Genomic DNA, 23053 nt, shown 5'->3' on the forward strand with positions numbered 1-23053 from the left:
GAGGTTTGAGATGTCAGATGGTTTGTGTGTGTCCTGTTCGCTTTGCTGTAACGGCACGCTTTTTGCACGTCTCCCGATAGAACCAGATGAAGCTGAAAAACTGGGGGATCGGGTTGAGGTGTTTTTGCGCGATGGCAATCTGCGTATGCGTCTGCCGTGCCCACAGCTGGGCGACGACGGTGCCTGTGGCTGCTATGACCAACGCCCCGAAACCTGCCGAACATACCGCTGCCAATTGCTGAAACGAAATGAACGAGGAGCCATTTCGGATCAAGATGCGATGGCAATTGTGACCGAGCTGCATGACTTACAGAAAAAGGCAATTGCGGCCGCGATCCGAGCAACGCCTGAAACAGAGCGTTCCGAAAATGTGCAAACTGCAGCGCAAGCAATGCGAACCTTGAAGAACGCGCATAGCGGTGGTTCTGCAGATGTCGACAAGTATCTTTTCCAGAACGCCGCGTTTCATTTTGAGACGCTTGTGCGCTATGTGCGGCTGCAATTACAGCCTAACTTTCGCAAAGGAAAGTAGGGCCGCTTGGATCAAGCGGCCCGGTTATGAATTAGCTGGCTTGTGGAATAACCACGATTTCAACTCTACGGTTCTGCGCCTTGCCTTCGGGTGTCAGGTTGCTGGCAACCGGCTGATCTTCACCCTGTCCAATTGTCTGAACCCGGTTGTATGGAACTCCGCCCGCTTGGATCTGATCGGCCACAGCATTGGCGCGGCGTACTGACAGGCCCTGGTTATAGGTGGCGTCACCGTCGCTGTCGGTGTGACCGATTACCTGGACTGAACTATCAGGATAGCGAAGCAAGCTATTCGCGACGCGCTGCAAATCGGATTGCACCGCAGGGCTGACGGTATAGCTGTCGGTGGCAAAGGTCAGATCGTTTGGCAGAGACACAATCAATCGGTCACCTGTGTTGACGATGGTAATATCTTCGTTGGCCAGTTGCTCGCGCAGCTCTGCGGCCTGCTTGTCGAGAGTCGACCCAATGGCTCCACCCGCCACGGCACCAATCGCCGCACCACCTACGACAGCTGCGGTCTTGTTGCTGCTGTTGGACAAAGCGCCGATACCGGCGCCGATCAGCGCCCCGATGGCAGCGCCACCTTTGGTGTTTTGCTTTGGATCACCATTATAGTCACCCAGCTGCGCCGGGTCTGTACAGGCGCTCAGGCCTAGGGCAGCAACCAAAACGGTTGCGGTAGAGAATTTCACGAGGGTCATGTTATGGCCTTTTCTGCTCGAAACCGCGCCTGTCGCGCGTCTTTTGCCCTAGTATATCAGGGCTAATGCCTGTCGGCTCAACCCTAACCCCTTTCAGATCGGCAATTCCCCGCGCAAGGCCATCCTTATTCTGCCGCTTCGGCTGCGCCACCGTCTTCCCACGAATGCTGTTCGGCCCATAGCTTGCGCAGGGCCGCACTTTGCCCGGAAAAGCTCTCGTCCAGCGGTGTGCATTGCCAGATCCGATCACTTCGGAAGTGGCGAAAAGCTCCACGAAGCTCGCACCAGGCAGCAAGCATCGTGCAATCCAAATGGTAGATGAGAGCCACAGGACGGATGGTACGGTGGCTCTCGACTTGGTCTCCATCGCGATAGGTGATCTGCAGCTTCTGCTCGCTTCGAACTGCGTCGCGAAGGCCTGCCAGTGACACACAGCCCATCGCCGGATCATCGGGTGCTGCCCCCCAAGGCGCCACACGCAACCAATCGGCACCGGCCTGTAAGCCTTCTATTTTGTGGCAGATCCGCTGAGCAGCCTGCTGCAACGCACTGTCACCTGTGCGCACCAACATCGATAGACCAACCTGCAGTGCTTCCACCTCTTCGGCGTCAAAATTCAGCGGTGGCAGATCGTAGCCACGGCGCATGATATAGCCCAGCCCGGCCTCGCCTTCGATCGGCGTACCCATAGCCTGCAACGATGCTATGTCGCGGTAAATCGTACGAGCGGAGACCTCCAAAGTTTCCGCCAGTCTTTCGGCCGTAACCGGGCGATCACTGGCGCGCAGGATTTGGATAATTTCGAACAATCGGTTTGAGCGATGCATGGGAATCCTGAGATTTGGCGGGTACGGACTGCTGACACCTTATCAGACCCTACTGACAACAGGGTGTCAGTGGCCTTCTGCGTATTTTGCTTGTGATCCAAGGAGACAATTATGTGCTATTTCGACCACAAAGTGATGATGACCCTGCAATTGGGGGCCTGGGAAACGCAACGCCCCAAGCGACCGCACGAGCGAGAAAAAGACTACCACGCCCGGCTTCATGCTCAGAAACAGGCACAGATGCGGCCAAAGGATGCGGCCTTGCCATTCCGGCCAGGGCAACGATTAAAACATTGGCTTAGACGAAAGCTTGTGAGACGTTCACCAACTGGAGCACGCAGCCCGCTTGGCCCTGCCGAGTAGGCGTTTACCCTTCGGCCCGGGCCGCTTCATAAGCCAGCATGGCGCGTTTCACTGGCAACCCCCAGTGATACCCGCCCAGCGCACCAGACTTGCGCAGGGCACGATGGCAGGGGATCAGCCAAGAGACTGGATTGCGGCCAACAGCGGTTCCAACAGCACGTTGGGCGCGCGGTTCACCAATCGATTGGGCAATCTCGGAATAGGTTGTGACCTGACCTGATGGAATGCGCAGCAAGGCCTCCCAGACCTTGATCTGCAAAGGTGCCCCGATCATGTGCAGCCTGGTTTCGCCTTTGCGTTCAAAGGCAGCTGTCACCAGAGGGCGCAGCATGTCGGCATCTTCGACATAGTCCGCATTGGGCCAACGCGAGGCCATATCCTCCATCGCGGCCTCGGTGCCGGTTTCTGCCGCAAAGGCCAAGCCACAGATCCCCTTGGGCGTTCCCATAACCAAGGCCAAGCCAAATGGACTGTCAAACCAGCCATAGCTGATCCGCAACCCCTGCCCCTTGCGGGCGTATTCTCCTGGGCTCATCGCCTCCCAGCGCAAGAATAAGTCATGCAACCGCCCTGATCCCGACAACCCCACAGCATGGGCTGTTCCCAGCGTGGTGAAATGATCGTTCAGCAGCGCCTTGGCATGACCCAGACGCAGGTATTGCTGGTAGCGTTTTGGAGAAACCCCAACCCAAGCCGAGAAAAGCCGTTGAAAATGCGCCGGGCTCATATCCATTTTGCGTGCCAGTTCATCCAATGAGAGGTCTTCGCCGCCCTCGTCGATAAGCTCGATCGCGCGGCGCATGACACCATAGTGGTAGCTTTGTTCATTGGCCTGGATATTCATCGCCGCATCTCCTGTCGTCATCTGCTTTCAGATTAGGTAGCTATTTGTGAACAAGCGACCCGAAACTTGCGGGTAGAAGACTAGGGTACAAACAGGAGGCAGCGTTGATTTCAGCAGTGCTCAACGAAAAAGGGAATGTCTTGCAGGACGACGCACCTAACGCCCTGTTCCCGTGGTGGAGCTTTACCAAGCCGGTTATCGCAACATTGGTTCTACGGTTGGTCGAAGCTGACAAACTGGATCTTGATCAGCCCCATGACGGGCATCCCATCACATTGCTCCAGATTTTGCAGCACCGGGCTGGTCTGCGAGACTACGGACCGCTGGATAGATACAAGTCAGCCGTAAGCGCTGGTGAGACGCCGTGGTCGGCGGAACGTCTGCTTGATGAGGTCAGCTATTCCGACTTGGCCTTTGCTCCCGGTTCGCGCTGGCTGTACTCCAATGTTGGCTACCTTTTGTTACGACAAGTGTTGGAACGCGTTCACGATGCTCCGCTTGCAGAGATAATGCAGACCGAGATTTTCGGCCCCTTGGAGCTTGGCACACGAGTCGCCAAGGTTCCCGAAGATTTTGAAGCCATCCACTGGGACAATGCGGGTGGATATCATCCGGGCTGGGTGTACCACGGTTGCCTGGTGGGAACCGCGCTTGATGCTGCGAAAACATTGCAGGCACTGATGGACCCAGGGCTATTATCCGAAACTTCGCGCCAGTTGATGTTTTGCCAACAAATGCGCGATGGCCCCATACCGGGCCGTGTCTGGAGTTAAATTGGATATGGTTTGGGGGTAATGATCGGGGTGGCTGGCAGTGCTGGGCGAATTATCGGCCATTCTGGCTGTGGCCCATTTTGTGCCAATCTGGTTGCCAGTTTTCCGGATCATGCGCTGAAATTGACCGTCGCCACCTTTACCAAGGGCGGAGATGAAACACCGGCTGAATTTGGCGCGGTGGCTGTTGCGGACCAGCACAAAAGTTAACCCGCCTTAGCGAACTTCTCGGATTCTCGTTGCGATATACCGCCCGTCACGTCATTAAGGCGCGCGATGGCCAAGCAACTCGATTATCATACAATCCGCGAGATCTTTACGCGGTTTCATGCAGCCGAGCCCGAACCCAAGGGTGAGCTGGAACACGTCAACGTTTATACGTTGGTCGTGGCTGTAGCTCTGTCGGCACAGGCAACGGATGTTGGCGTCAACAAAGCCACCCAGGCGTTATTCCAGATCGCCGATACGCCGCAAAAAATGCTAGATCTTGGCGAAGAACAGCTGATCGAGCACATCAAAACCATTGGCCTGTACCGCAATAAGGCCAAGAACGTGATCAAGCTGTCACGGATCTTGGTGGACGAGTACGGCGGCGAAGTCCCCAACTCTCGTGCTGCGCTGGTGTCACTGCCAGGAGTGGGGCGCAAGACTGCCAATGTGGTTCTGAACATGTGGTGGCAGCAGCCTGCACAGGCGGTAGACACCCATATCTATCGCGTTGGCAACCGATCTGGTATTGCGCCGGGTAAGGATGTCGATGCGGTTGAACGCGCCATTGAAGACAATATTCCCGCTGATTTTCAGCAACACGCCCATCACTGGCTGATTTTACACGGCCGATATCATTGTAAAGCACGCAAACCGCTGTGTGGCACCTGCCTGATCCGCGACCTGTGCATGTTTGAGGACAAAAACCTATGAAAACCTACCAGATTGTTGGCATCGGCAATGCCGTTGTGGACGTAATCAGCCAGAGCGACGACAGCTTTCTTGACCTTATGGGGATCGAGAAAGGCATCATGCAGCTGATCGAACGCGATCGCGGCGAAGTGCTGTATGGAGCGATGGAAGGCCGTGTTCAGACACCGGGCGGGTCCGTGGCCAACACAATTGCCGGCGCAGGCGCGCTGGGTCTGGACGCAGCATTCATCGGCAGGGTGCACGATGATGCGCTGGGTCAGTTCTACGCCAAGGCGATGCAGGATGATGGCGTTGATTTCGTCAACCCTCCGGTCGAAGGCGGCGAGCTGCCGACCTCGCGGTCGATGATCTTTGTGTCGCCAGACGGTGAGCGGTCGATGAACACCTACCTTGGCATTTCCTCCGAGCTAAGCTCGGCTGACGTATCCAAGGATGTTGCGGGTCAAGCCCAGATCATGTTCCTCGAGGGCTATCTGTTCGACAAGGACAAAGGCAAGACTGCATTTATGGAAGCGGCACGCAGCTGCCACGAAGGCGGCGGCAAGGCTGGTATCGCCATTTCCGACCCATTCTGTGTCGAACGCCACCGTGCCGACTTCCTGTCGCTGATCAAGGACGAGCTGGACTATGTGATCGGCAACGAAGACGAAATCAAATCGCTGTTCGAAACGGATGATCTGGAATCCGCTCTGGCACAAACCGCAGAGATCTGCCCACTGGTTGTCTGCACCCGCTCGGGTGATGGCGTCACCGTGGTCAGCGAAGGTACACGTATTGATGTTCCGGTGAACAAGGTTGTGCCTGTTGATGCCACCGGCGCTGGCGATCAGTTTGCGGCTGGCTTCCTGTTTGGCATGGCCAATGGTCGTGATCTGGAAACCTGTGCCAAAATCGGCTGTGTCTGTGCCGGCGAAGTGATCAGCCACATTGGCCCACGCCCCGAGGCTAACATGCTGGCGCTGCTCAAGGCAGAAGGTCTGGTTTGATCAACTAAGGCTATTTTAAAGATGCATGAGGCCACCCCTAATCGGGTGGCCTTTTTGTTAAGCCTCTTGGCTTAGGTCCGCAGCAACCAGTGCCTTGGTGAGCAACCCTTGAAATGCTTCGACCTCGGATGTCTCCAATTCGGCAATCAGCGAAGCCTGCGTTTTGACATGCTCGGTGACGACCCCATCAATCAAGGTCAGCCCATTGTCCGTCAGGGCGATCAGAAAGCTGCGGCTGTCTTCGGGGTTTACGGTTCGTTGTACCAAACCATCAGCTTCAAGCCGGTCGATACGGTTGGTCATTGTACCGGATGCGACCATCGTGGCCTCAAGCAAGGCACCAGGTGACAGAGTATGCGGAGCCCCAGCCCTGCGCAGTGTTGCCAGCACATCAAACTTGGCAGCGTTCAGCCCATATTTGGCAAAGGTTTTGTGCATTTCCTTTTGGTACGCCAGATACAGCCGCGCAACGCGCCCAATGATCCCCATCGCCGTGACATCCAGGTCAGGCCGCTCTTTTGCCCATTGCTGGGTAATGAAATCTACGTGGTCCATAATTTCTTCTCACCACATTTTATCTTGACGTCAAGATTTAAATCATTATCTCGACATCAAGATAAAGGAGACCCCCATGTCCAAACGTTTAGATTTGTTGCTCACTGCACTTGCCCCCGCCATCTGGGGCAGCAGCTACATCGTGACTACCCAACTGCTCCCAGAGCACTCGGCCATGACCGTCGCGTTTCTGCGCGCACTACCCGCCGGGTTGTTGCTGTTGTTGATTGTGCGGCAACTGCCGCCGCTGAATTGGCTTGGGAAAATCCTGATCCTGGGAGCGCTGAACTTCTCGATCTTTTGGGCGATGTTGTTTATTTCGGCCTATCGCCTGCCCGGCGGCGTCGCCGCGACACTTGGCGCAGTGCAGCCGCTCATAGTTATTTTCTTGTCCGGGATGGTACTGCAAACCGAAATTCGCGGCAGCCAGATCTTGGCAGCGACATTGGGAATTGCAGGCGTTGCGATGCTGCTTTTGACGCCTGATGCGCAACTGGACACCGTTGGTATTATGGCTGGATTAGGCGGAGCCGCATCAATGGCCGCAGGCGTGGTCCTGACCCGCAAATGGCAGCCACCAGTGCCACCGCTAACCTTTACCGCGTGGCAAATGACGGCTGGGGGACTGCTGTTGTTTCCGGTTGCGCTTTGGGTAACACCTGAGATCCCCTCCTTCACCCCTGAAAACCTGCTTGGTCTCGCCTATCTTGGGCTGATTGGTGGAGCACTGACCTATGTTCTTTGGTTCCGTGGCATTGCCCGGATTGATCCAGCCTCGGTTTCGATACTTGGCGTGTTCAGCCCGCTGTCAGCTGTTGTCCTTGGTTGGGTGTTCATGGGGGAAACGCTATCGCCAAGCCAAGGAGCAGGCGCGCTGCTCGCCCTGTTCAGTGTGTGGCTGGGACAGAGCAAGCTAAGGCTACGGCCTGTCAGGACCAGCCTGAACCGAACCTAGATTACGGCCCAAATTTTGAAGGCTCACACTCTCCACCGGCATGGCAACTCATGACCTGCTCTCTCCGCTCGTCGAGTTTGCCAGCCAATCCAAAACTGTCACAGGGGTTCATTTGCAGCACATAACCGCCACCCCGCGCTTCCAAAAAGGCTAGGTACTCACGGCCATCCACGGGCTTTGCACACCAAGGGCCCAAGCACCGGACCTCTAAGGTAATGTCCGACGCAAATTGGTGGTTAAACCCTGTATCCGCTAACTGCTTGCCGCTCAGCTGCGCGCTGAGCTGCGTAACAGGCGAAACTGTGCTGCCCTGCGAACGACCCGCGTCTGGCAAATGCTCCTCGTCGAAACGCAATTCGCCTTGAACAACGATGTAGGTCGCAGAGGAATTGGCAGCCGCCAAATACGCATCTGTTGCTCCCCAAGGACCACAAGACAGTGCGCTTGCAGACCCAGCTGACATCGCGAGGCAGAGTACAGCTGTGAGAAATTTCATTTTACAAATGCTCCTGAAACTCTTTGACCACCCGAGCATAAACCTCGCGTTTGAACGGTACAATCTTGTCGACCAGCTGATCCACCGGCTGCCAACACCAAGCCGAGAACTCAGGGTGCTCAGTGTCGATGTTGACCTGATCATCACTCCCGGTAAAGCGCATAAGGTACCACTTTTGCTCTTGCCCTCGATACTTGCCGCCCCAAAATTTGGGCACCACGTCATGGGGTAGATCATAGGGCAACCAGCCATCGCTTTCGGCGATAATCTCAACCAGTGCAGACGCAACACCTGTTTCCTCTTCCAGCTCGCGTAGAGCTGCGACACGCGGATCCTCATCTTCATCAATCCCGCCCTGCGGCATCTGCCAGGCGTCTTCGAACCGGTCCTTGCGCTGGCCAACAAAGACATCACCATCTGCATTGATCATCATCACCCCCACATTGGGGCGGTAGGGCAGTTTGGCGATTTCATCCGGTGTCATGCTACTCTCCTGATCTGTGGCGCTACTGTGTACCCATGCCCCGGCGTCGCACAAGAGGTTGACGCCGCGTTTCGGGTGACAAATCGCTGCAACGCCGCAATTCTGTCCGGCAGATCTTAGGGAGAGTGTGATGACTGAGTACCCAAACCTGCTGGCGCCGTTGGACCTCGGCTTTACCACCCTGAAGAACCGGGTGCTGATGGGTTCCATGCACACTGGCCTGGAAGAGACCCGCGACTGGAACCGAGTAGCGGAGTTCTATGCGGCGCGCGCACGTGGCGAGGTTGGCCTGATGGTCACCGGCGGTATTGGCCCCAACCTGGAAGGCTCGGTTCTGCCCGGTGCGGCGATGATGACCACCGACGAGGACGTCAAGAACCACTCTATTGTCACTGACCGGGTGCATCAGGCGGGTGGCAAGATTGCAATGCAGATCCTACACGCTGGTCGTTATTCCTATGGCCCTAAATGTGTTGCCCCTAGTGCGGTAAAGTCCCCCATCTCTCCCTTCCCTCCGGCCGAACTGGACGAGGACGGGATCGAGAAGCAGATCAGCGATATCGTCAATGCCGCCATGCTGGCGCAAAAGGCAGGCTATGACGGGGTCGAGATCATGGGGTCTGAGGGGTATTTCCTAAACCAGTTCCTCGTCACCCACACCAACAAGCGCACTGACCGCTGGGGCGGGTCTTATGAAAACCGGATGCGCTTGGCTATCGAAGTGGTTAGGCGCACGCGCGAGGCCGTGGGGCGGAATTTCATCATTATCTTCCGCCTGTCGATGATCGATCTGGTGCCCAATGGGTCCACCCATGACGAGGTGGTGCAGTTGGCGATCGAGGTTGAGAAGGCCGGGGCCACCATCATCAACACTGGCATTGGCTGGCACGAGGCCCGCATTCCCACCATTGCCACCAGCGTTCCCCGCGCGGCTTTTGCCTGGGTCACCAAAAAGCTGATGGGCAAGGTTGACATCCCGCTGATCACCTCAAACCGGATCAACTCCCCTGAAGTGGGCGAGGAGGTTCTAGCCACCGGATGTGCCGACATGGTGTCGCTGGCGCGTCCCATGCTGGCGGATGCGGATTTCGTCAAAAAGGCCATGAACGGCACAGCCAATCAAATCGCCCCCTGTATCGCCTGCAACCAGGCCTGTCTGGACCATACTTTCGGCGGCAAGCTGACGTCCTGTTTGGTCAACCCTCAAGCGTGTCATGAAACTGAGCTGCTGATTGCGCCCTCGCCCATTGCAAAAAGCGTGGCCATTGTTGGGGCTGGACCGGCGGGCCTGTCGACGGCCCTGACCGCCGCGCAACGCGGTCACTCGGTCACGCTGTTTGATAAGGCGGATGAGATCGGTGGCCAGTTGAATATGGCCAAGCAGGTGCCGGGCAAAGAAGAGTTCTGGGGGCTGGTGGATTGGTACCGCACCATGATCGCCAAGGCCGGGATCACGGTGAATTTGGGCTCCGAAGTCAGTGCTACGGATCTGACCGGGTTTGACGAGGTGGTGATTGCCACTGGCGTCATCCCGCGCGACCCCCAAATTCCGGGCCAAGACCGCGACAACGTGCTGACCTATATCGACGTGCTGCGCGGCAAAGCCCCAGTTGGTGAGCACGTAGCGGTAATCGGCGCCGGCGGAATTGGTTTTGATGTGTCCGAGTTTCTACTGGAGGAAGGACACAGCCCCACCACCGACCTGCCGCTCTGGATGAAGGAGTGGGGTGTCACTGACCCAGAAGAACATCGCTCGGGACTGGCACCAGAAGGGCCGCAACCTGCACCCCCAGCCCGCAAGGTTACGCTGTTGCAGCGTAAGGCCAAGGCACACGGCAAGGGTTTGGGCAAAACCACCGGCTGGATCCACCGCGCCACGCTGAAAATGAAAAAGGTCGAAATGATCGGCGGCGTCAACTACGAGCGCATTGACGACGAAGGGCTCCATATCAGCTTTGGCGAGGCGCGCGAGAACCCAACGATTGTACCCGCAGACACTATTGCTTTGTGTTCAGGACAGATCTCGGAACGTTCGCTGGCTGACACGCTGACCGAGCAAGGCGTGTCTTGTCATGTGATTGGTGGTGCCGATGTAGCAGCCGAGCTGGATGCCAAGCGGGCAATCAATCAAGGGACACGTTTGGCGGCTTCGTTCTGATTAGGTTGGTGCTCGCCAAAATGCGGTGAGCACCGTGCCAACTGGATGTAAGTGACGACTTATGTCTAGCTTACAACAAACGCCCGATACGGTTCAGCTTGGATCTTAGGTTTGCAGCGGACGATAGGCTCGGTTTATCAAATAATACTTCGCTGCTTCCACCAGCATGTCAATGGAAGCACAACCAGATTGATTGCGTGCGAATTCTTTGACTCTCTTCAATGAGAAAAGATCAACTTCCCAATTGAATTTACGACATTTGAAGTCGAGGAACTCATCGTCCACATCGGTATAGCTATCTATTTCGAGTACGAGAATATCGTCAGAGCATGTACCATCAGGATCTAACGAATAGGCGACAAGAAAATCTCCATCTAGCTCGTCGATTGACTGCATAAGTTCCTCGATACCCATTTCTTTATAAGAAAATATTGTAGGATCTGTAATCTGCACGGTTGCCTATCTTTCTAAATCACTTCACCCATCTTGGCCAAACGGGTGGAGCGACTGTTGTTTCTCTGAAAATCTCGAACCAACTTTCGTTGATCGCACCAAAGCGTATTAGCCACGTTATCAGCTTCGACCGTGTATGTTGCGGCTGTCCTTGGGGGCCTGCTCTCGGTCTTCCATGCCGTAGTCTCGAATGACACTGGCCACCCGCAGGCGGTAGTCGGCAAAGATGCCGCCGCGACCACTGTCTTGCCCTGCGCGGTGTTCAGACAGGTTGCGCCAGCGGGCGACGGCCTCCTCATCCCGGAAGAAAGAGAGCGACAACAACTTGTCCGGGTCGGTCAAACTCTGGAACCGTTCAACCGATATGAACCCATCCACCTGCTGCAACAATGGCAACAGGTCCGCCGCGACTTGCAGGTAATCGGGCTTGCGGCCCTCAGCAATGCGAACTTCGAACAAGACTGCAATCATTTGGTGGCTCCGTGTGGGGAAGAGGCCAATTTCAGCCAGGTTCGGTCTTCGCGCAACAGGAACTTCTCCTTTTGCGCATACTCGTAGTTCTCACGCCCCAAAGGATCAGTCGCCAGACGCTGCCGATACGCTTCGTACTCAGCCAAGCTGGCAACATTATAGATCCCATAGGCCAGCGTTGTTGAGCCTTCGTGTGGGGCATAGTAGCCAATCAATTCGGCGCCGCAGCGCGGGATGGCTTGCCCCCAATTGCGGGCGTATTGCTCGAATTGTGATTTCTTGGTCGGGTCGATCTGATAGCGAATGATACAGGTCAGCATTTGGGACTCCTTTGTTGCAGGAACCTCTGATAGGCAAAGATCACACCGGAACGCTTCGTTGCGGATCGAACAGTCGCTATCATTCGACAGTGACTGTTCGCAGCTTGGGCATGAACAGAATTCGCTCAAATTCCCGACTCGATCATACCCCCGCCGATCGTTTCCAATGACTCAACGATCCTGCGAAAACCCCGGTATTATCCCACCAGCGCCCAGAAGTTGCCCAATTTCACCGTCATTCACATCCTCAAGAAATGTATTTCCAAGGGGAATGAGATGGACCGACTGACAGAAATGGAAGCCTTTGCCAACGTGGTGGATCAAGGTGGTTTTACCGACGCTGCGCGCAAAATGGGCATCTCCAAGTCCGCGGTCTCGAAACATGTTTCCAGCCTGGAAGCGCGACTGGGGGCCCGGTTGCTAAACCGTACTACACGCCGTGTGTCGCCAACTGAGATTGGTCTGGCCTACTACGATCGTGCCCGCCGTGTGTTGAATGACGCAGGTGAAGCGGATGCGCTGGTCACCTCGATGCAATCCGCGCCATCGGGGCTGTTGCGAATTTCCGTCGCCACCGATTTTGGCGTCAACCACCTGTCGCCTGTGCTGTCCGATTTCTTGACCGATTTCCCCGACATCACTGTCAACATGGTGCTAAACAACCGGTTTGTTGAACTGATTTCCGAAGGGTTCGACATGGCGTTGCGCATTGGTGAGCTGGAAGACAGCACCCTGCGTGCCCGGAAATTGACCGAGACCACCAAACGGATGATCGCCTCGCCGGGGTATCTGGAAAAGTTTGGCCGACCGCAAAAAATCGACGATTTGAATGCACATAAGTTGCTACACTATTCGAACCAATCCAGCGGCAACATGTGGAAGCTGACTGCGCCATCGGGTGAAAAACGCCAGGTTCGCACTGCGGGCTGGCTGAGCGTTAACGACGGGCAGTCATTGTTAAATGCTGCGATTTCGGGCCTCGGCATCGCCTACCTGCCCAGCTACCTGTATTCCGAAGCAATGGCTGAAGGCTTGGTCGAAGACGTGATGCCTTCGCTCCCACGCGAAACCCAAGGCATCTATGCAGTTTATCCACCGGGCCGTTTCACCCAGCCCAAGGTTCGCGCCTTTATTGATTTCCTGGTTCATGCCTTTGCCGATAAAGGCCCCGGCGACTGGTAATCCAATTCCCTGTTCTCGCTCGAGAAACCAACTCACCCCGCGTATTGACGCGGGGCTTTTTTATTGTAGCGCGAAATGCTGACAATTAGTTCGGACTTCAAATAACGGTTCTAATTGGCAAGAAGCACCGCTTCGACCCGCCGGTTGGTTTCGCGCCCTTCAGGTGTCTGGTTGCCCGCCATTGGCGCCATGTAGCCAGCCCCGGCCACCTCGACGCGCGCGCTGTCAACGTCGAGTAATTCAAGCAAGCGCCCCCGGACGGACTCGGCCCGCTGCAGCGACAGAGCTGTGTTTTTATCCAACGCCCCAATATTGTCGGTGTGACCCACCAACAAAATGCGCATCTTGGCGTTATCACCTAAAGCATCGGCCAGTTCTGCCAGGCTCTCGAACGGGCCCACACCTAACCGAGATGACCCCGTTTCGAATTCAAGGTCGCTCAACACCGCGCGCCCTTGAGAGTTCAGCACTCCGATCAAGTTCCCTGCCTTTTCCGGAGCCTGTTGTTCTGGTGCGATCTCTTCACTCGGAGCGACCGGTACAAAATCAGCGCTAGGCGGGGCAACTTCTATGACCTGAAAATACGTGGTCTTTCCAGATCGTGACACCAAGAGTGACAGAGCTTGCATTTCTCCCTTGGTCGCAGACAGAAACTGGAAATCCCCAATGTTCACCATCATATCTGGCGCTGGCACAACCTCAATTCCGAACCGAAAATTGAACCCACCGCAATCCTGAGACTGACACTGATACTGAATATCGTAGCCTTGGGCCTTTAACTGTTCACGAATGGGAGCAAACAGCTGCAGCGATGTGGCATCGCCCCCCATCATCCAGGTACGGCGCAGGACTTGCCCTTCGTACTGTTGGACTGGCACGACATCCTCTGCGGCGGGGCCCACCGGCAAAGAGTATCGCGCTAACGCACTTGGCCGCTCAGACAGCAGCTGCGCCCCAGCCGGCAAGGTCAGTTCACTTGCCGAGGTTGCAGTTGTTGCCAAGGCCAAAGCAAAGGATATGGACAGTACGCGAATCACCGGAATTGGCTGTGGTATTCGTCGTTTGGCACCATGGCCGTTGCACTGGCCACCCGGTTCGACATGTTGAAGAAACCAGTCACGTTGGCGATGTCCCAGATGTCGCGGTCACTGAAACCAGCATCCCGTAGGCCTTGGCGGTCCGCCTCAGAGATTTCAGCACTGGCGGTGGTCATTTTGGCGGCAAAATCCAGCATCGCGCGTTGACGCTCATCCAGCGGCGCAACCCGATAGTTCATCAACAGCATTTCACCCAGCATCGGATCGCCGGACAACTGCCGCACCGCTGCGCCATGAGACACCAGACAGTAAAAGCATTTGTTGATCGACGAGACCACCACCGCGATCATCTCGCGTTCCAGCTTACTGAGCCCGCTATCGGCCAGCATCACGTCGTTGTACATGCCGGTAAAGGCGTTCAGCTTATCGATATCAAAGGCGTTTGCCTTCAGCACATTGGGGATCATACCCAGTTTTTCGACACAGATATCAAAGTACTTTTGCGTTTCCGGCGGCAGCGGGTCCACCATCGGAAGGTCCAGCGCGGTCGGCATGGTCTGGTCAGTCATTCTGGTTTAATCCCCGTTCGACAAAATACGATAGTGATACTGTCCCACAAGGGTCATGCCGAGGGAAGCATAGAGCCCGTTTGCACCCTCGTTACGTTTGGTACAAATCACTGAGAGGGTATCAGCACCATTTTCCAGCGCCCAATATGCCGCCTGGCGCATCATCCAGACACCCATCCCCTTGCGACGTTGATGGGGCAAAATTTCCAGCGCATGAACCATCGCCACACCATCGTGAATGGCACAGAAACCAGCGCCGGCAGGTTTGTCATCGTTGCGACTCAGCAATGCGGTCTTGGAACCTTGCACCCGATCCATCACAGCGACCCGTTCGGGGCCAATACCACCGCTGGCCCAGATTTCACGCTGGATCGCCAGCGGTTCCCATACACAGAATGTGGTCACGCGCGGTATGTCTATATCCGCCAACATCGCCGCTGGACAGGCCCACATGTTGACTGGGTCTTTAACCACGTATCCGCGCTTTTCTAGTTGCGCATCCAATTCGGCGTCGCCTGCACGGATCATAAAAAGGGGCACCTGTCCCAAACCGCGCATAGCAGCTTCGGCCCTTGCGATGTCATCGTCCGTCACAGGGCAATTGGTGGTGGCCGATGAAACCCGGCTGCCTCCACCCTGCCCCTCTCGTACAACAATTGGGCCTGCAGTCATTTTTTGAGCACTTGGCCAAGTCGCTTCGACAACATCGTAATAGCGCGGATCTGTTGTCAAAGGTCGATCTCCTTGGCCAGTTGGGTCATTGCCGCATCAATCCGTATTCCTTCGGTCCCACGGATCACGATATTGGCACCAAAGGCGCCATCTTTCTGGAACGGATAGCAGCCAATCGACAGATCATCATATTTTTCAGCCAGAGCACCGAGAATTGGCGCAATGTCCCCTTCACCGCGTAATACTCGCAGAGTTTGCGATAGCATCGGCTGGCCGCCAGTGATTGTCGGCAGAACCGAGGCAACCATGGCCTGGAACACCAATGGAACCCCGGCCATCACATGCACATTGTCCAAAGTAAAACCTGGCGCGACCGAAACAGGATTATCAATCAGCGTTGCACCATCCGGAATGCGTGCCATACGCAACCGGGCTTCGTTCAACTCACTGCCTGACTTCTTATAGTGTTCGGCCAGCAGCGCCCGCGCATCATCGCGCACATCAATATGAGCATTAAAGGCCTGAGCAATGCAATCAGCTGTGATGTCATCATGGGTCGGGCCAATTCCACCACTGGTGAACACATGGTCAAACTTGTCCGACAACGCCTGAACCGCCGCGACAATTGAGGGACCGTCATCGCTGACAATGCGAACCTCGGCTAGCTCAACTCCATGTTTGGTCAATTCACCTGCCAGATAATACATGTTGGCGTCGCGGGTACGCCCCGAAAGGATCTCATCCCCGATGACAAGCATGGCGGCGGTGGGGTTTGGCATTGTCTCTCTCCTTCGGCGGCTTGCGGGCAAGATACGCCCCTAGACAGCAGGGGCAAGCAGTCAGTTGCCGGGTCACATGTAGCCAGCGGCAATCCGGTCAAACAGCACGTCATCCTTTAGGCTTCTCGACAGGATCATCGCACCTTCAAGGGCCGCAATCATGCAAGCTGCTTTTGTCTCGGCGTCGGTTTCATTGAGCCCCTGCTCTTGGAAAACCTGGCCAACCCACTGAATATTTCGTTCAAAGAAAGCGCGGGTTTGACGCGCGACTGGGTCAGGCAGGTCACTGATTTCCGCACCAAACATGCCGCAGAGGCACATTTGCCCATCTTCCAACAACGCGTGGCGGTAACTGTCCGCATAACGGCGCAACATTTCGCCTGGTCCGGCGGCAGTCGGCTCACCCAAGCCTTCGAGAAACCGGTTGGTATACCGCTCAGCCAAGGCAGCACCCAAGGTCTCTTTGTTGGCAAAGTGATAGTGCACGCTGGCCGACTTGATTCCGATGTCGGTAGCAATCTCACGAAAAGAAAAACTGTTGTAGCCCCCCTGCCGCGCCATTTGCTCGGCGCTGTCAAGGATACGGCTGGCGGTTTCGGAATAGGTCATTGCTGCGCTCACTTATCTACCTACCAGAAGATAGGGATTGACGAATCTATTCGCAACCGCAATACATCTACCTATCGATAGGTAGATAGCATAAAGGACAGCAATATGGCCTCCTCCTCCACAACACTCATCATCGGCGGCTCCAGCGGTATGGGCCTGGAAACAGCCCGCCATTTGGTCGCACAGGGCCAGCACGTCACTCTGGTTGGCCGCTCGGCAGAGAAACTGGCCGCGACCAAGACTGAATTGCGTGATCTGGTCGACACCGTCCAACTGGACCTGTCGGTTGCGCAGGCTACAGATGCCTTTGCCGCCGAACTAAAAACCAGCAAGCGCCAAATCAACCAACTGGTGAACGCGGCCGGTATTTTTGCACCTAAACCATTTTTGGACCATACCGGCGAAGACTATGACGCCTATATGGGACTGAACCGGGCGACGTTTTTCATCACGCAAGCTGTTGCTGAGAATATGAAGGCGAACGGTGGCGGGTCTATCGTCAACATTGGCTCGATGTGGGCCAAGCAAGCGATCAAGGCGACACCGTCGTCGGCCTATTCCATGGCCAAGGCTGGTCTGCATTCCCTGACCCAGCATTTAGCGATGGAACTGGGCGAGCATGGCATCCGCGTCAACGCCGTCTCTCCGGCAGTTGTGGTCACCCCGATCTATGGTGCTTTCATCGACCCCGACCAGATCGAAGGCACCCTGACCTGCGCTTTTGATGCATTCCACCCGGTTGGCCGCGTTGGTCGCCCATCAGATGTCGCCGCAACCGTTGCGCATTTGCTGTCGGATCAAGCGAGTTGGGTGACCGGCGCCATCTGGGACGTGGACGGCGGCGTGATGGCTGGCCGCAACTGATGCTTTGACAAGTGGCGGGGGTGCGATAGGCAGGCATTATGAAATTTGCCGCGCCCCTTATCCCCGCCACCTTGATCCGTCGTTACAAACGGTTTCTGGCTGATTGCCAGCTGCCGGATGGAACAGAAATCACCGCCCACTGCGCCAACCCTGGGTCAATGATGGGGCTGGCGGAAGCTGGCATGCGGGTCTGGCTAGAGCCAAATGATGATCCAAAGAAAAAACTGAACTATGGCTGGCGGCTGGTCGATCATGAGAACGGCCATTTCACCGGTGTTGATACCTCGGTCCCAAATCGCGCCCTGCGCGCGGCATTGGAAAACATGCAAATCCCCGAGCTGGCCGCTTATGAGGCTGTTCGTCCCGAGGTGAAATACGGCGAGAACAGCCGCATCGACTTTTTGCTCACCCAACCCAGTCTACCCGATTGCTATGTCGAGGTTAAAAGCGTCACCTTGATGCGGCAGCCGGGGGTGGCGGAATTCCCTGACAGTGTGACCAAACGTGGAACCAAGCATCTGGGCGAACTGACCAATATGGTGCAACAGGGGCATCGGGCGGTGATGCTCTATCTGGTGCAGCGCACCGATTGCGAAAGCTTCCAACTAGCGGCGGACATTGACCCGGCCTATGCAAACGCCTTTGCCAAGGCCCAGAAAGCAGGCGTTGAAAAGCTAGTCTATACAACCAATATTTCACCCTTAGAGATTACTCTGGGATCCGCTATTTCTGCCACCTAGATCGTGTGGCATCACTGCCTATGGCCCTTTGGTGCCAATACCCTTACATAGCGGTCTAAGACTGCAGCGATGGAGCCCATCTTGATGAAAAAAAACGGTGGCCGGACAACCAAGGACGGCATTCGCATTTACCAACAGGCCGACTTTGCCGGCATGCACGTGGCCGGTGAACTGGCTGCGCGGATTTTGGATGATATCGCGGAGCATGTATTTGTTGGTCAAACCACTGGCGCGATCGACGGGATGATCACCAAAATGGTCGAAGACGCGGGTGCTACGTCAGCAACCATCGGCTATAAGGGCTATCAGCACGCCAGCTGCATTTCGGTAAACCACGTAGTCTGCCACGGCATCCCCGGTGACAAAAAGCTGAAGGATGGCGACATTCTGAACATCGACGTCACGGTGATTGTCGATGGATGGTTTGGCGACACCAGCCGCATGTATGTGGCTGGTAAATTATCGCGCAAGGCCGAGCGTCTGATCCAGGTGACCCACGACTCTTTGATGAAAGGGATCGAGGCGGTCAAACCGGGCAACACTTTCGGCGACATCGGACACGCCATTCAGATCTACGCCGAAAGCCAGCGGATGAGCGTTGTACGTGACTTTTGCGGTCACGGTCTGGGCGAGGTGTTCCACGCGCCGCCAAACGTATTGCACTATGGCCGCCCTGGCACTGGCGCAACACTCGAAGAAGGCATGTTCTTTACCATCGAGCCGATGATCAACCTGGGGCGTCCGGAAACAAAAATCCTGGCCGATGACTGGACTGCAGTGACCCGTGACAAGTCACTTTCTGCTCAGTTCGAACATTCGATTGGTGTCACCGCTGACGGGTTTGAGATCTTTACTTTGTCGCCCGGTGGAAAATACCACCCGACTTACGGGTAATATCGAACCCTGCGTGGTGTTGACCGCCCCGCCTGAAATTTGACCTGCCAGCACAGTGCTCTAACCTGTTCCCTATCTCAGATAGGGGGCGGGTATGTCGTTCAGAACCATCGTTGGATTGATTGCTGTCTTAGGCACCGCCCCCGTTGCGCAGGCACAGGACACGGGCGTCTCCTTTAATCTGTTCAGCTACGAAGGCGCGTACCTCAACAAGATCTTTCGGTTCAATGAGGACTATACCGCCCGGTACAATATCCCGATCGAGGTCCCTTTTGCGCTGGAAATCCCAGTGCGCAACGACATTGAATTGATCGCTGATGGCCGCCCCGATGGCGGCATCGTCAAATTCACCTTTGCCACCAAAGATCCGGAGGGACGGAAATTTGTAGAAAATTTCCACGTGGTGAACGCAACGTTCCCCATTCCAGAGGGCAGCGTTGACCCAATGCCAATCCGCCTGCGGACTGCGGCCAAGGCTTTGGCACAGTCAGCCTTTCCTACCGCAGTCAAAGGCTTCACCGACGCCAAAGTCATCAGCTCGCGCGAGATTTCAGTCAACAATATGCGCGCAGCCGAGGTGCTGGGAACCTATACCGACCCGGTCAATGGCCCAATCGTTTTGCAAATGGTTGCGATCCCGCACCCTGACCGCGCCGAAAGCTACTTTATCCTGCACAATATCAGCCGAACTCTAGTGCCGATGGACGGCCCAAAACAACTGCCAGAAACTCTCGGTGGGCGCGTGTTATCCAGCTTCACCTACGAATAGCCAAAAGGCGCCTAAGCCTCGGCCAATCCGATCAAGCCAGGCACCTGCGCCATGTCGGCAAACAGCTCAGCCCCCTGTTCAACCAGCCGTTCTCCACGCCCCTCGGGTGCGTAGCCCAGGCAGCGCATCCCCGCACGCAACGCTGCCATGGCACCACTGGCGCTATCCTCGATCACCAAGCAATCCCGCGCTTGCACATCAAAATGGCTGGCCGCTGCCAGAAACATGCCGGGCTCAGGCTTGGCCACGCCCAGTGTATGCGCTGAGAACATCGCCGAGGGGTGAAATCGGTCCCACAATCCGTTCTGACCCAGAGTGATCCGCATTTTGCCTTCACTGCCGTTGGAGGCCACACAACAGGGGATATTCTCGCGATCCAGACGCGCCAATATTTCGGGAATACCTGCCACCAGCGGCACACCTTCTTGTAGCTTGGCATAGGTCTCCTCATAGACCTCTTCCACCCAATACGCAGGAAGCTTTGCACCCAGCTTTTGCGCCTGCGCCATGACTCCGGTCATGGTGCCACCGACAAACAGATCCATGCATTCCGCAAGTTCAAGCTGCAGTCCGTACTTTGCAAGGCTGCTCACCAAGACCTGATTTGAAACCATCTCACTGTCGACAAGCACGCCGTCGCAGTCAAATATCACCAGCTTTGGGGTTGGATGGGTTTTGGGCATAATAATGGTCCTAGTTTTGAATATTCTAACTCAAATCAATTCTCGACGCTTGCAATTTACTCCACAATAGCTCGCCACATCAGGGTGATATGGGTGTCGCCATACTTGCGGCTATCACGCAGTTGGTACCCCTCGGGTGCATCCATCGGAGTGTTCTCCTCCCAGACGATCAGGGCATCATCATCAATCCAGCCTCCAGCCGCCGCATGCTCTAGCGCCTTCTCTCCCAATCCTTTTCCATAGGGCGGGTCCAGGAAAATCAGATCGTAAGGCGCGTCTGGATTGGGGCCCAGCTTCAGTGCGTCGCGTTTGATCAGGTTGGTACTGTCCTGACTTTTGGTAATCCCAACGTTCTTGCGGATCAGCCCGGTAGACACCCGGCCATCATCAACAAAGGTCACGCAAGACGCCCCACGCGACAGCGCCTCTAGCCCTAGTGCACCGGTGCCGGCGAACAAGTCTAGTACACGCCCATCCGGGATCATGCCGGTATGGGTCAGCACATTGAACAGGCTTTCGCGCACGCGATCTGTAGTGGGTCGCAGGTGTGCGCCTGCATCGCCCTTGCCGACCGATGCCAACGCCCGGCCGCGAAAGTCTCCGGCAATTATCCTCACGACTTCATCAATGATTTAAGGTCGGTCTCCGGGTCAGAAACCTTCTGCGGATCACAGGTTTTACCCATGTCGATCAACCGCTTGCCAACCATATAGGCCCGTGGATCATTCATGGCATCAACCGCCAGCAGTTGGTCATCCTTGAAATACCAAAACGACACAGACACACCTTTGCCTTGCCGTGTCACAACGTGGGTAAAGCCCGTATTTAGCCCAGCAATCTGCAACTTGACATCATACTGGTCGGACCAGAACCAGGGTTTGGCTACATATACTTTTTCCGCCCCAATCATGTTTTGGGCAACCACTTCGGCTTGATCGATGGCGTTTGGCACGCTTTCCAAACGGATACGATTGCCCTGATACGGGAACGAGGCACAGTCACCAGCAGCCCAGATCGACGGATCCGACGTTCGGCCTTGAGCGTCGGTTTCGATTCCGTTGTTCAATGTGACACCGGCCATTTCTGCTAGCGGCGTAGCAGGGGCGATACCCACACCAACCACGACAAAGTCTAGCTCAATCTCAGTTCCATCAGTCAACACCGCACCGGTGACTTTGCCGTCGCTGCCCAGCAGCCGCTCCAGCCCCACACCTTCGCGGATATCAACACCGTGTGAGCCGTGTAACGTTCGGAAATAGTCTGAAGTTTCTGGCGCCGCGACACGCTGCAAAATGCGGTCGGCCATTTCAACCAATGTCACATTTACCTTGCGTTTGGCACACACGGCAGCTGCTTCAAGACCAATATAGCCACCGCCAACAATCAAAGTGCGGGAACCTTCGACGACCGATGGCGCCATCGCATCGACATCCGCTAGATCACGCACCACAAACACACCATCCAGATCCCCGCCAATTGCAGCAGGTAGGCGACGCGGATCCGATCCAGTGGTCAGGGCGAGTTGATCATAGGCTATGATTTCATCACCAATACTCACAGTTTTGGCCGCAGCATCAATGGACGTAACCCGCTGTCCCAGCTTCAATGTGATATTGTTGTCGTCGTAAAAGCTCTGAGGTCGCAAAAACAGACGTTCCAGTGCCATGTCGCCCAGCAAATAAGCCTTGGACAAAGGCGGGCGCTGGTATGGCAACGAAGTTTCGGCTCCGATCAGAGTGATCTCCCCGTCAAACCCATCTTTGCGCAGTTTGGCCACCAACGAGGACCCCGCCTGCCCTGCTCCGATCACGACGATGTGGCTCATCTTGCTCTTGCCTCTCTGTTTTGTTCCGGTAACTTTCTTTGATGAAGCCTATATGCGGGCAGAACCAAAACGCAATTAGAAGTAGCGAGACTAAGATGATTTCAGTTGGTGAAAAACTGCCAGATGCAAACCTGGTACAGATGGGCCCAAATGGTCCCGAGCCCATTTCTATGGCCGATAAAACTAAGAACCGGAAAGTGGCGATTTTTGCCGTCCCCGGTGCCTATACCCCAACTTGCAGTTCAGCCCATGTGCCGAGCTTTATCCGCACAAAAGACCAATTTACAGCCAAAGGCGTTGACGAAATCATCTGTATTTCCGTCAACGACCCCTTTGTCATGGCCAGTTGGGGCGCACAAACCGGTGCAACTGAAGCAGGGATCACCATGCTTGCCGATGCGGAATGCAGCCTGACCGAGGCCATTGGCATGCGCTTTGATGCACCTCCAGCAGGCTTGATTGCCCGTTCACTGCGCTATGCCATGCTGGTGGAAAATGGCGTGGTGAAAATCCTCCAAATGGAGCAAGGGCCGGGGGTTTGTGAACTCACCGCTGGTGAGGGTCTGCTCGCCGAGATGTAAGAATAGCC

General features: G+C 55.7%; 30 protein-coding genes. 13 read left to right on the top strand and 17 right to left on the bottom strand.

Going from position 1 to position 23053, the window contains the following annotated elements; all coding sequences use genetic code 11:
* Positions 1–10: 10 nt before the first annotated feature.
* Complete coding sequence (locus tag AC2T28_RS02265) at positions 11–532, top strand: YkgJ family cysteine cluster protein (protein WP_486747319.1); 522 nt, start codon at positions 11–13, stop codon at positions 530–532.
* Positions 533–563: 31 nt separating this feature from the next.
* On the opposite strand, the gene AC2T28_RS02270 is transcribed toward AC2T28_RS02265, so the two are convergent.
* From AC2T28_RS02270 to AC2T28_RS02280, 3 genes are all read right to left on the bottom strand, one after another.
* Positions 564–1235 (bottom strand): YiaD family glycine zipper/OmpA-like lipoprotein, encoded by a 672-nt coding sequence (locus AC2T28_RS02270; protein ID WP_486747320.1) that lies wholly within the window; start codon positions 1233–1235, stop codon positions 564–566.
* A 125-nt stretch (positions 1236–1360) separates the two neighbouring features.
* Complete coding sequence (locus AC2T28_RS02275) at positions 1361–2062, bottom strand: helix-turn-helix transcriptional regulator (RefSeq protein ID WP_486747321.1); 702 nt, start codon at positions 2060–2062, stop codon at positions 1361–1363.
* 367 nt (positions 2063–2429) lie between these two features.
* Positions 2430–3269 (bottom strand): methylated-DNA--[protein]-cysteine S-methyltransferase, encoded by an 840-nt coding sequence (locus tag AC2T28_RS02280; protein ID WP_486748003.1) that lies wholly within the window; start codon positions 3267–3269, stop codon positions 2430–2432.
* Between the two features lie 104 nt (positions 3270–3373).
* Between AC2T28_RS02280 and AC2T28_RS02285 the strand changes: the two genes are divergently transcribed.
* The 4 genes from AC2T28_RS02285 (at position 3374) to AC2T28_RS02300 (ending at position 5949) form a co-directional block, all read left to right on the top strand.
* Positions 3374–4042: a serine hydrolase domain-containing protein gene (locus AC2T28_RS02285; protein WP_486747322.1), complete on the top strand. Its 669-nt coding sequence runs from the start codon at positions 3374–3376 to the stop codon at positions 4040–4042.
* A gap of 21 nt (positions 4043–4063) precedes the next feature.
* Positions 4064–4252, top strand: coding sequence for a hypothetical protein (locus AC2T28_RS02290; RefSeq protein WP_486747323.1), 189 nt, complete (start codon positions 4064–4066; stop codon positions 4250–4252).
* A gap of 66 nt (positions 4253–4318) precedes the next feature.
* The gene (gene nth / locus AC2T28_RS02295) at positions 4319–4963 is read left to right on the top strand and encodes an endonuclease III (protein WP_486747324.1); all 645 of its coding nucleotides are present in this window, start codon (positions 4319–4321) and stop codon (positions 4961–4963) included.
* A complete protein-coding gene (locus AC2T28_RS02300; protein ID WP_486747325.1) occupies positions 4960–5949 on the top strand; it encodes an adenosine kinase in 990 nt (329 codons plus the stop codon). Before nth ends, AC2T28_RS02300 begins: the two co-directional genes overlap by 4 nt.
* A 57-nt stretch (positions 5950–6006) precedes the next feature.
* On the opposite strand, the gene AC2T28_RS02305 is transcribed toward AC2T28_RS02300, so the two are convergent.
* On the bottom strand, positions 6007–6504 hold the full coding sequence (locus AC2T28_RS02305) for a MarR family winged helix-turn-helix transcriptional regulator (RefSeq protein ID WP_486747326.1): 498 nt from the start codon (positions 6502–6504) through the stop codon (positions 6007–6009).
* 76 nt (positions 6505–6580) lie between these two features.
* Here AC2T28_RS02305 and AC2T28_RS02310 point away from each other — a divergent pair, with 76 nt between their 5' ends.
* A complete protein-coding gene (locus AC2T28_RS02310) occupies positions 6581–7459 on the top strand; it encodes an EamA family transporter (RefSeq protein WP_486747327.1) in 879 nt (292 codons plus the stop codon).
* A gap of 1 nt (position 7460) precedes the next feature.
* Here AC2T28_RS02310 and AC2T28_RS02315 read toward each other — a convergent pair whose 3' ends face one another.
* Positions 7461–7955, bottom strand: a complete 495-nt coding sequence (locus AC2T28_RS02315) for a hypothetical protein (protein WP_486747328.1) — start codon at positions 7953–7955, stop codon at positions 7461–7463.
* 1 nt (position 7956) lies between these two features.
* The gene (locus tag AC2T28_RS02320; protein WP_486747329.1) at positions 7957–8439 is read right to left on the bottom strand and encodes an RNA pyrophosphohydrolase; all 483 of its coding nucleotides are present in this window, start codon (positions 8437–8439) and stop codon (positions 7957–7959) included.
* 130 nt (positions 8440–8569) lie between these two features.
* Between AC2T28_RS02320 and AC2T28_RS02325 the strand changes: the two genes are divergently transcribed.
* On the top strand, positions 8570–10597 hold the full coding sequence (locus AC2T28_RS02325; protein ID WP_486747330.1) for an FAD-dependent oxidoreductase: 2028 nt from the start codon (positions 8570–8572) through the stop codon (positions 10595–10597).
* 105 nt (positions 10598–10702) lie between these two features.
* Here AC2T28_RS02325 and AC2T28_RS02330 read toward each other — a convergent pair whose 3' ends face one another.
* The 3 genes from AC2T28_RS02330 to AC2T28_RS02340 form a co-directional block, all read right to left on the bottom strand.
* Positions 10703–11050 (bottom strand): hypothetical protein, encoded by a 348-nt coding sequence (locus tag AC2T28_RS02330; RefSeq protein WP_486747331.1) that lies wholly within the window; start codon positions 11048–11050, stop codon positions 10703–10705.
* A gap of 120 nt (positions 11051–11170) precedes the next feature.
* Entirely contained in the window at positions 11171–11521 is a 351-nt protein-coding gene (locus tag AC2T28_RS02335; protein ID WP_486747332.1) for an antibiotic biosynthesis monooxygenase family protein, read from the bottom strand.
* Positions 11518–11841, bottom strand: coding sequence for an NIPSNAP family protein (locus AC2T28_RS02340; protein WP_486747333.1), 324 nt, complete (start codon positions 11839–11841; stop codon positions 11518–11520). Before AC2T28_RS02340 ends, AC2T28_RS02335 begins: the two co-directional genes overlap by 4 nt.
* Positions 11842–12117: 276 nt before the next feature.
* Here AC2T28_RS02340 and AC2T28_RS02345 point away from each other — a divergent pair, with 276 nt between their 5' ends.
* Complete coding sequence (locus AC2T28_RS02345; protein ID WP_486747334.1) at positions 12118–13023, top strand: LysR family transcriptional regulator; 906 nt, start codon at positions 12118–12120, stop codon at positions 13021–13023.
* Between the two features lie 110 nt (positions 13024–13133).
* On the opposite strand, the gene AC2T28_RS02350 is transcribed toward AC2T28_RS02345, so the two are convergent.
* From AC2T28_RS02350 to AC2T28_RS02370, 5 genes are all read right to left on the bottom strand, one after another.
* Positions 13134–14024: an OmpA family protein gene (locus AC2T28_RS02350; RefSeq protein ID WP_486747335.1), complete on the bottom strand. Its 891-nt coding sequence runs from the start codon at positions 14022–14024 to the stop codon at positions 13134–13136.
* A 32-nt stretch (positions 14025–14056) separates the two neighbouring features.
* Positions 14057–14629, bottom strand: a complete 573-nt coding sequence (locus tag AC2T28_RS02355) for a peroxidase-related enzyme (protein WP_486747336.1) — start codon at positions 14627–14629, stop codon at positions 14057–14059.
* Positions 14630–14635: 6 nt separating this feature from the next.
* Positions 14636–15361: a GNAT family N-acetyltransferase gene (locus tag AC2T28_RS02360; protein ID WP_486747337.1), complete on the bottom strand. Its 726-nt coding sequence runs from the start codon at positions 15359–15361 to the stop codon at positions 14636–14638.
* The gene (locus AC2T28_RS02365) at positions 15358–16080 is read right to left on the bottom strand and encodes a competence/damage-inducible protein A (RefSeq protein ID WP_486747338.1); all 723 of its coding nucleotides are present in this window, start codon (positions 16078–16080) and stop codon (positions 15358–15360) included. Before AC2T28_RS02365 ends, AC2T28_RS02360 begins: the two co-directional genes overlap by 4 nt.
* 72 nt (positions 16081–16152) lie before the next feature.
* Positions 16153–16689: a TetR/AcrR family transcriptional regulator gene (locus tag AC2T28_RS02370; RefSeq protein WP_486747339.1), complete on the bottom strand. Its 537-nt coding sequence runs from the start codon at positions 16687–16689 to the stop codon at positions 16153–16155.
* Positions 16690–16794: 105 nt separating this feature from the next.
* On the opposite strand from AC2T28_RS02370, the gene AC2T28_RS02375 reads away from it, so the two are divergent.
* From AC2T28_RS02375 to AC2T28_RS02390, 4 genes are all read left to right on the top strand, one after another.
* Positions 16795–17553, top strand: a complete 759-nt coding sequence (locus AC2T28_RS02375) for an SDR family NAD(P)-dependent oxidoreductase (RefSeq protein ID WP_486747340.1) — start codon at positions 16795–16797, stop codon at positions 17551–17553.
* A gap of 38 nt (positions 17554–17591) precedes the next feature.
* On the top strand, positions 17592–18293 hold the full coding sequence (gene sfsA, locus AC2T28_RS02380; RefSeq protein WP_486747341.1) for a DNA/RNA nuclease SfsA: 702 nt from the start codon (positions 17592–17594) through the stop codon (positions 18291–18293).
* A gap of 84 nt (positions 18294–18377) precedes the next feature.
* Positions 18378–19187: a type I methionyl aminopeptidase gene (map, locus tag AC2T28_RS02385; RefSeq protein ID WP_486747342.1), complete on the top strand. Its 810-nt coding sequence runs from the start codon at positions 18378–18380 to the stop codon at positions 19185–19187.
* A gap of 94 nt (positions 19188–19281) precedes the next feature.
* Positions 19282–19956 carry a hypothetical protein gene (locus AC2T28_RS02390; RefSeq protein ID WP_486747343.1) on the top strand — a complete coding sequence of 225 codons (675 nt, stop codon included), beginning with the start codon at positions 19282–19284 and terminating at the stop codon, positions 19954–19956.
* A gap of 11 nt (positions 19957–19967) precedes the next feature.
* Here AC2T28_RS02390 and AC2T28_RS02395 read toward each other — a convergent pair whose 3' ends face one another.
* Genes AC2T28_RS02395 through AC2T28_RS02405 form a run of 3 tightly spaced genes read right to left on the bottom strand, consistent with a single transcriptional unit; the run spans position 19968 to position 22464 of the window.
* Positions 19968–20639: an HAD family hydrolase gene (locus tag AC2T28_RS02395; protein WP_486747344.1), complete on the bottom strand. Its 672-nt coding sequence runs from the start codon at positions 20637–20639 to the stop codon at positions 19968–19970.
* A 56-nt stretch (positions 20640–20695) separates the two neighbouring features.
* Positions 20696–21256, bottom strand: coding sequence for a 16S rRNA (guanine(966)-N(2))-methyltransferase RsmD (rsmD, locus tag AC2T28_RS02400; RefSeq protein ID WP_486747345.1), 561 nt, complete (start codon positions 21254–21256; stop codon positions 20696–20698).
* Positions 21253–22464, bottom strand: a complete 1212-nt coding sequence (locus AC2T28_RS02405; RefSeq protein WP_486747346.1) for an NAD(P)/FAD-dependent oxidoreductase — start codon at positions 22462–22464, stop codon at positions 21253–21255. The genes rsmD and AC2T28_RS02405 overlap by 4 nt, the downstream gene beginning before the upstream one ends.
* 95 nt (positions 22465–22559) lie before the next feature.
* Here AC2T28_RS02405 and AC2T28_RS02410 point away from each other — a divergent pair, with 95 nt between their 5' ends.
* Positions 22560–23045 (top strand): redoxin family protein, encoded by a 486-nt coding sequence (locus AC2T28_RS02410; RefSeq protein ID WP_486747347.1) that lies wholly within the window; start codon positions 22560–22562, stop codon positions 23043–23045.
* Positions 23046–23053 lie beyond the last annotated feature (8 nt).

This window comes from Parasedimentitalea nitratireducens (assembly GCF_057444295.1).

Coding starts and splice junctions, on each gene's coding strand:
- AC2T28_RS02405 (WP_486747346.1), bottom strand. CDS start 22,464: ATGAGCCACATCGTCGTGATCGGAGCAGGGCAGGCGGGGTCCTCGTTG.
- AC2T28_RS02355 (WP_486747336.1), bottom strand. CDS start 14,629: ATGACTGACCAGACCATGCCGACCGCGCTGGACCTTCCGATGGTGGAC.
- AC2T28_RS02275 (WP_486747321.1), bottom strand. CDS start 2,062: ATGCATCGCTCAAACCGATTGTTCGAAATTATCCAAATCCTGCGCGCC.
- AC2T28_RS02375 (WP_486747340.1), top strand. CDS start 16,795: ATGGCCTCCTCCTCCACAACACTCATCATCGGCGGCTCCAGCGGTATG.
- AC2T28_RS02370 (WP_486747339.1), bottom strand. CDS start 16,689: ATGACCTATTCCGAAACCGCCAGCCGTATCCTTGACAGCGCCGAGCAA.
- AC2T28_RS02310 (WP_486747327.1), top strand. CDS start 6,581: ATGTCCAAACGTTTAGATTTGTTGCTCACTGCACTTGCCCCCGCCATC.
- AC2T28_RS02290 (WP_486747323.1), top strand. CDS start 4,064: ATGATCGGGGTGGCTGGCAGTGCTGGGCGAATTATCGGCCATTCTGGC.
- AC2T28_RS02395 (WP_486747344.1), bottom strand. CDS start 20,639: ATGCCCAAAACCCATCCAACCCCAAAGCTGGTGATATTTGACTGCGAC.
- map (WP_486747342.1), top strand. CDS start 18,378: ATGAAAAAAAACGGTGGCCGGACAACCAAGGACGGCATTCGCATTTAC.
- AC2T28_RS02270 (WP_486747320.1), bottom strand. CDS start 1,235: ATGACCCTCGTGAAATTCTCTACCGCAACCGTTTTGGTTGCTGCCCTA.
- AC2T28_RS02280 (WP_486748003.1), bottom strand. CDS start 3,269: ATGAATATCCAGGCCAATGAACAAAGCTACCACTATGGTGTCATGCGC.
- AC2T28_RS02265 (WP_486747319.1), top strand. CDS start 11: ATGTCAGATGGTTTGTGTGTGTCCTGTTCGCTTTGCTGTAACGGCACG.
- sfsA (WP_486747341.1), top strand. CDS start 17,592: ATGAAATTTGCCGCGCCCCTTATCCCCGCCACCTTGATCCGTCGTTAC.
- AC2T28_RS02410 (WP_486747347.1), top strand. CDS start 22,560: ATGATTTCAGTTGGTGAAAAACTGCCAGATGCAAACCTGGTACAGATG.
- nth (WP_486747324.1), top strand. CDS start 4,319: ATGGCCAAGCAACTCGATTATCATACAATCCGCGAGATCTTTACGCGG.
- AC2T28_RS02335 (WP_486747332.1), bottom strand. CDS start 11,521: ATGATTGCAGTCTTGTTCGAAGTTCGCATTGCTGAGGGCCGCAAGCCC.
- AC2T28_RS02320 (WP_486747329.1), bottom strand. CDS start 8,439: ATGACACCGGATGAAATCGCCAAACTGCCCTACCGCCCCAATGTGGGG.
- AC2T28_RS02305 (WP_486747326.1), bottom strand. CDS start 6,504: ATGGACCACGTAGATTTCATTACCCAGCAATGGGCAAAAGAGCGGCCT.
- AC2T28_RS02340 (WP_486747333.1), bottom strand. CDS start 11,841: ATGCTGACCTGTATCATTCGCTATCAGATCGACCCGACCAAGAAATCA.
- AC2T28_RS02345 (WP_486747334.1), top strand. CDS start 12,118: ATGGACCGACTGACAGAAATGGAAGCCTTTGCCAACGTGGTGGATCAA.
- AC2T28_RS02390 (WP_486747343.1), top strand. CDS start 19,282: ATGTCGTTCAGAACCATCGTTGGATTGATTGCTGTCTTAGGCACCGCC.
- AC2T28_RS02365 (WP_486747338.1), bottom strand. CDS start 16,080: ATGCCAAACCCCACCGCCGCCATGCTTGTCATCGGGGATGAGATCCTT.
- AC2T28_RS02315 (WP_486747328.1), bottom strand. CDS start 7,955: ATGAAATTTCTCACAGCTGTACTCTGCCTCGCGATGTCAGCTGGGTCT.
- AC2T28_RS02325 (WP_486747330.1), top strand. CDS start 8,570: ATGACTGAGTACCCAAACCTGCTGGCGCCGTTGGACCTCGGCTTTACC.
- AC2T28_RS02300 (WP_486747325.1), top strand. CDS start 4,960: ATGAAAACCTACCAGATTGTTGGCATCGGCAATGCCGTTGTGGACGTA.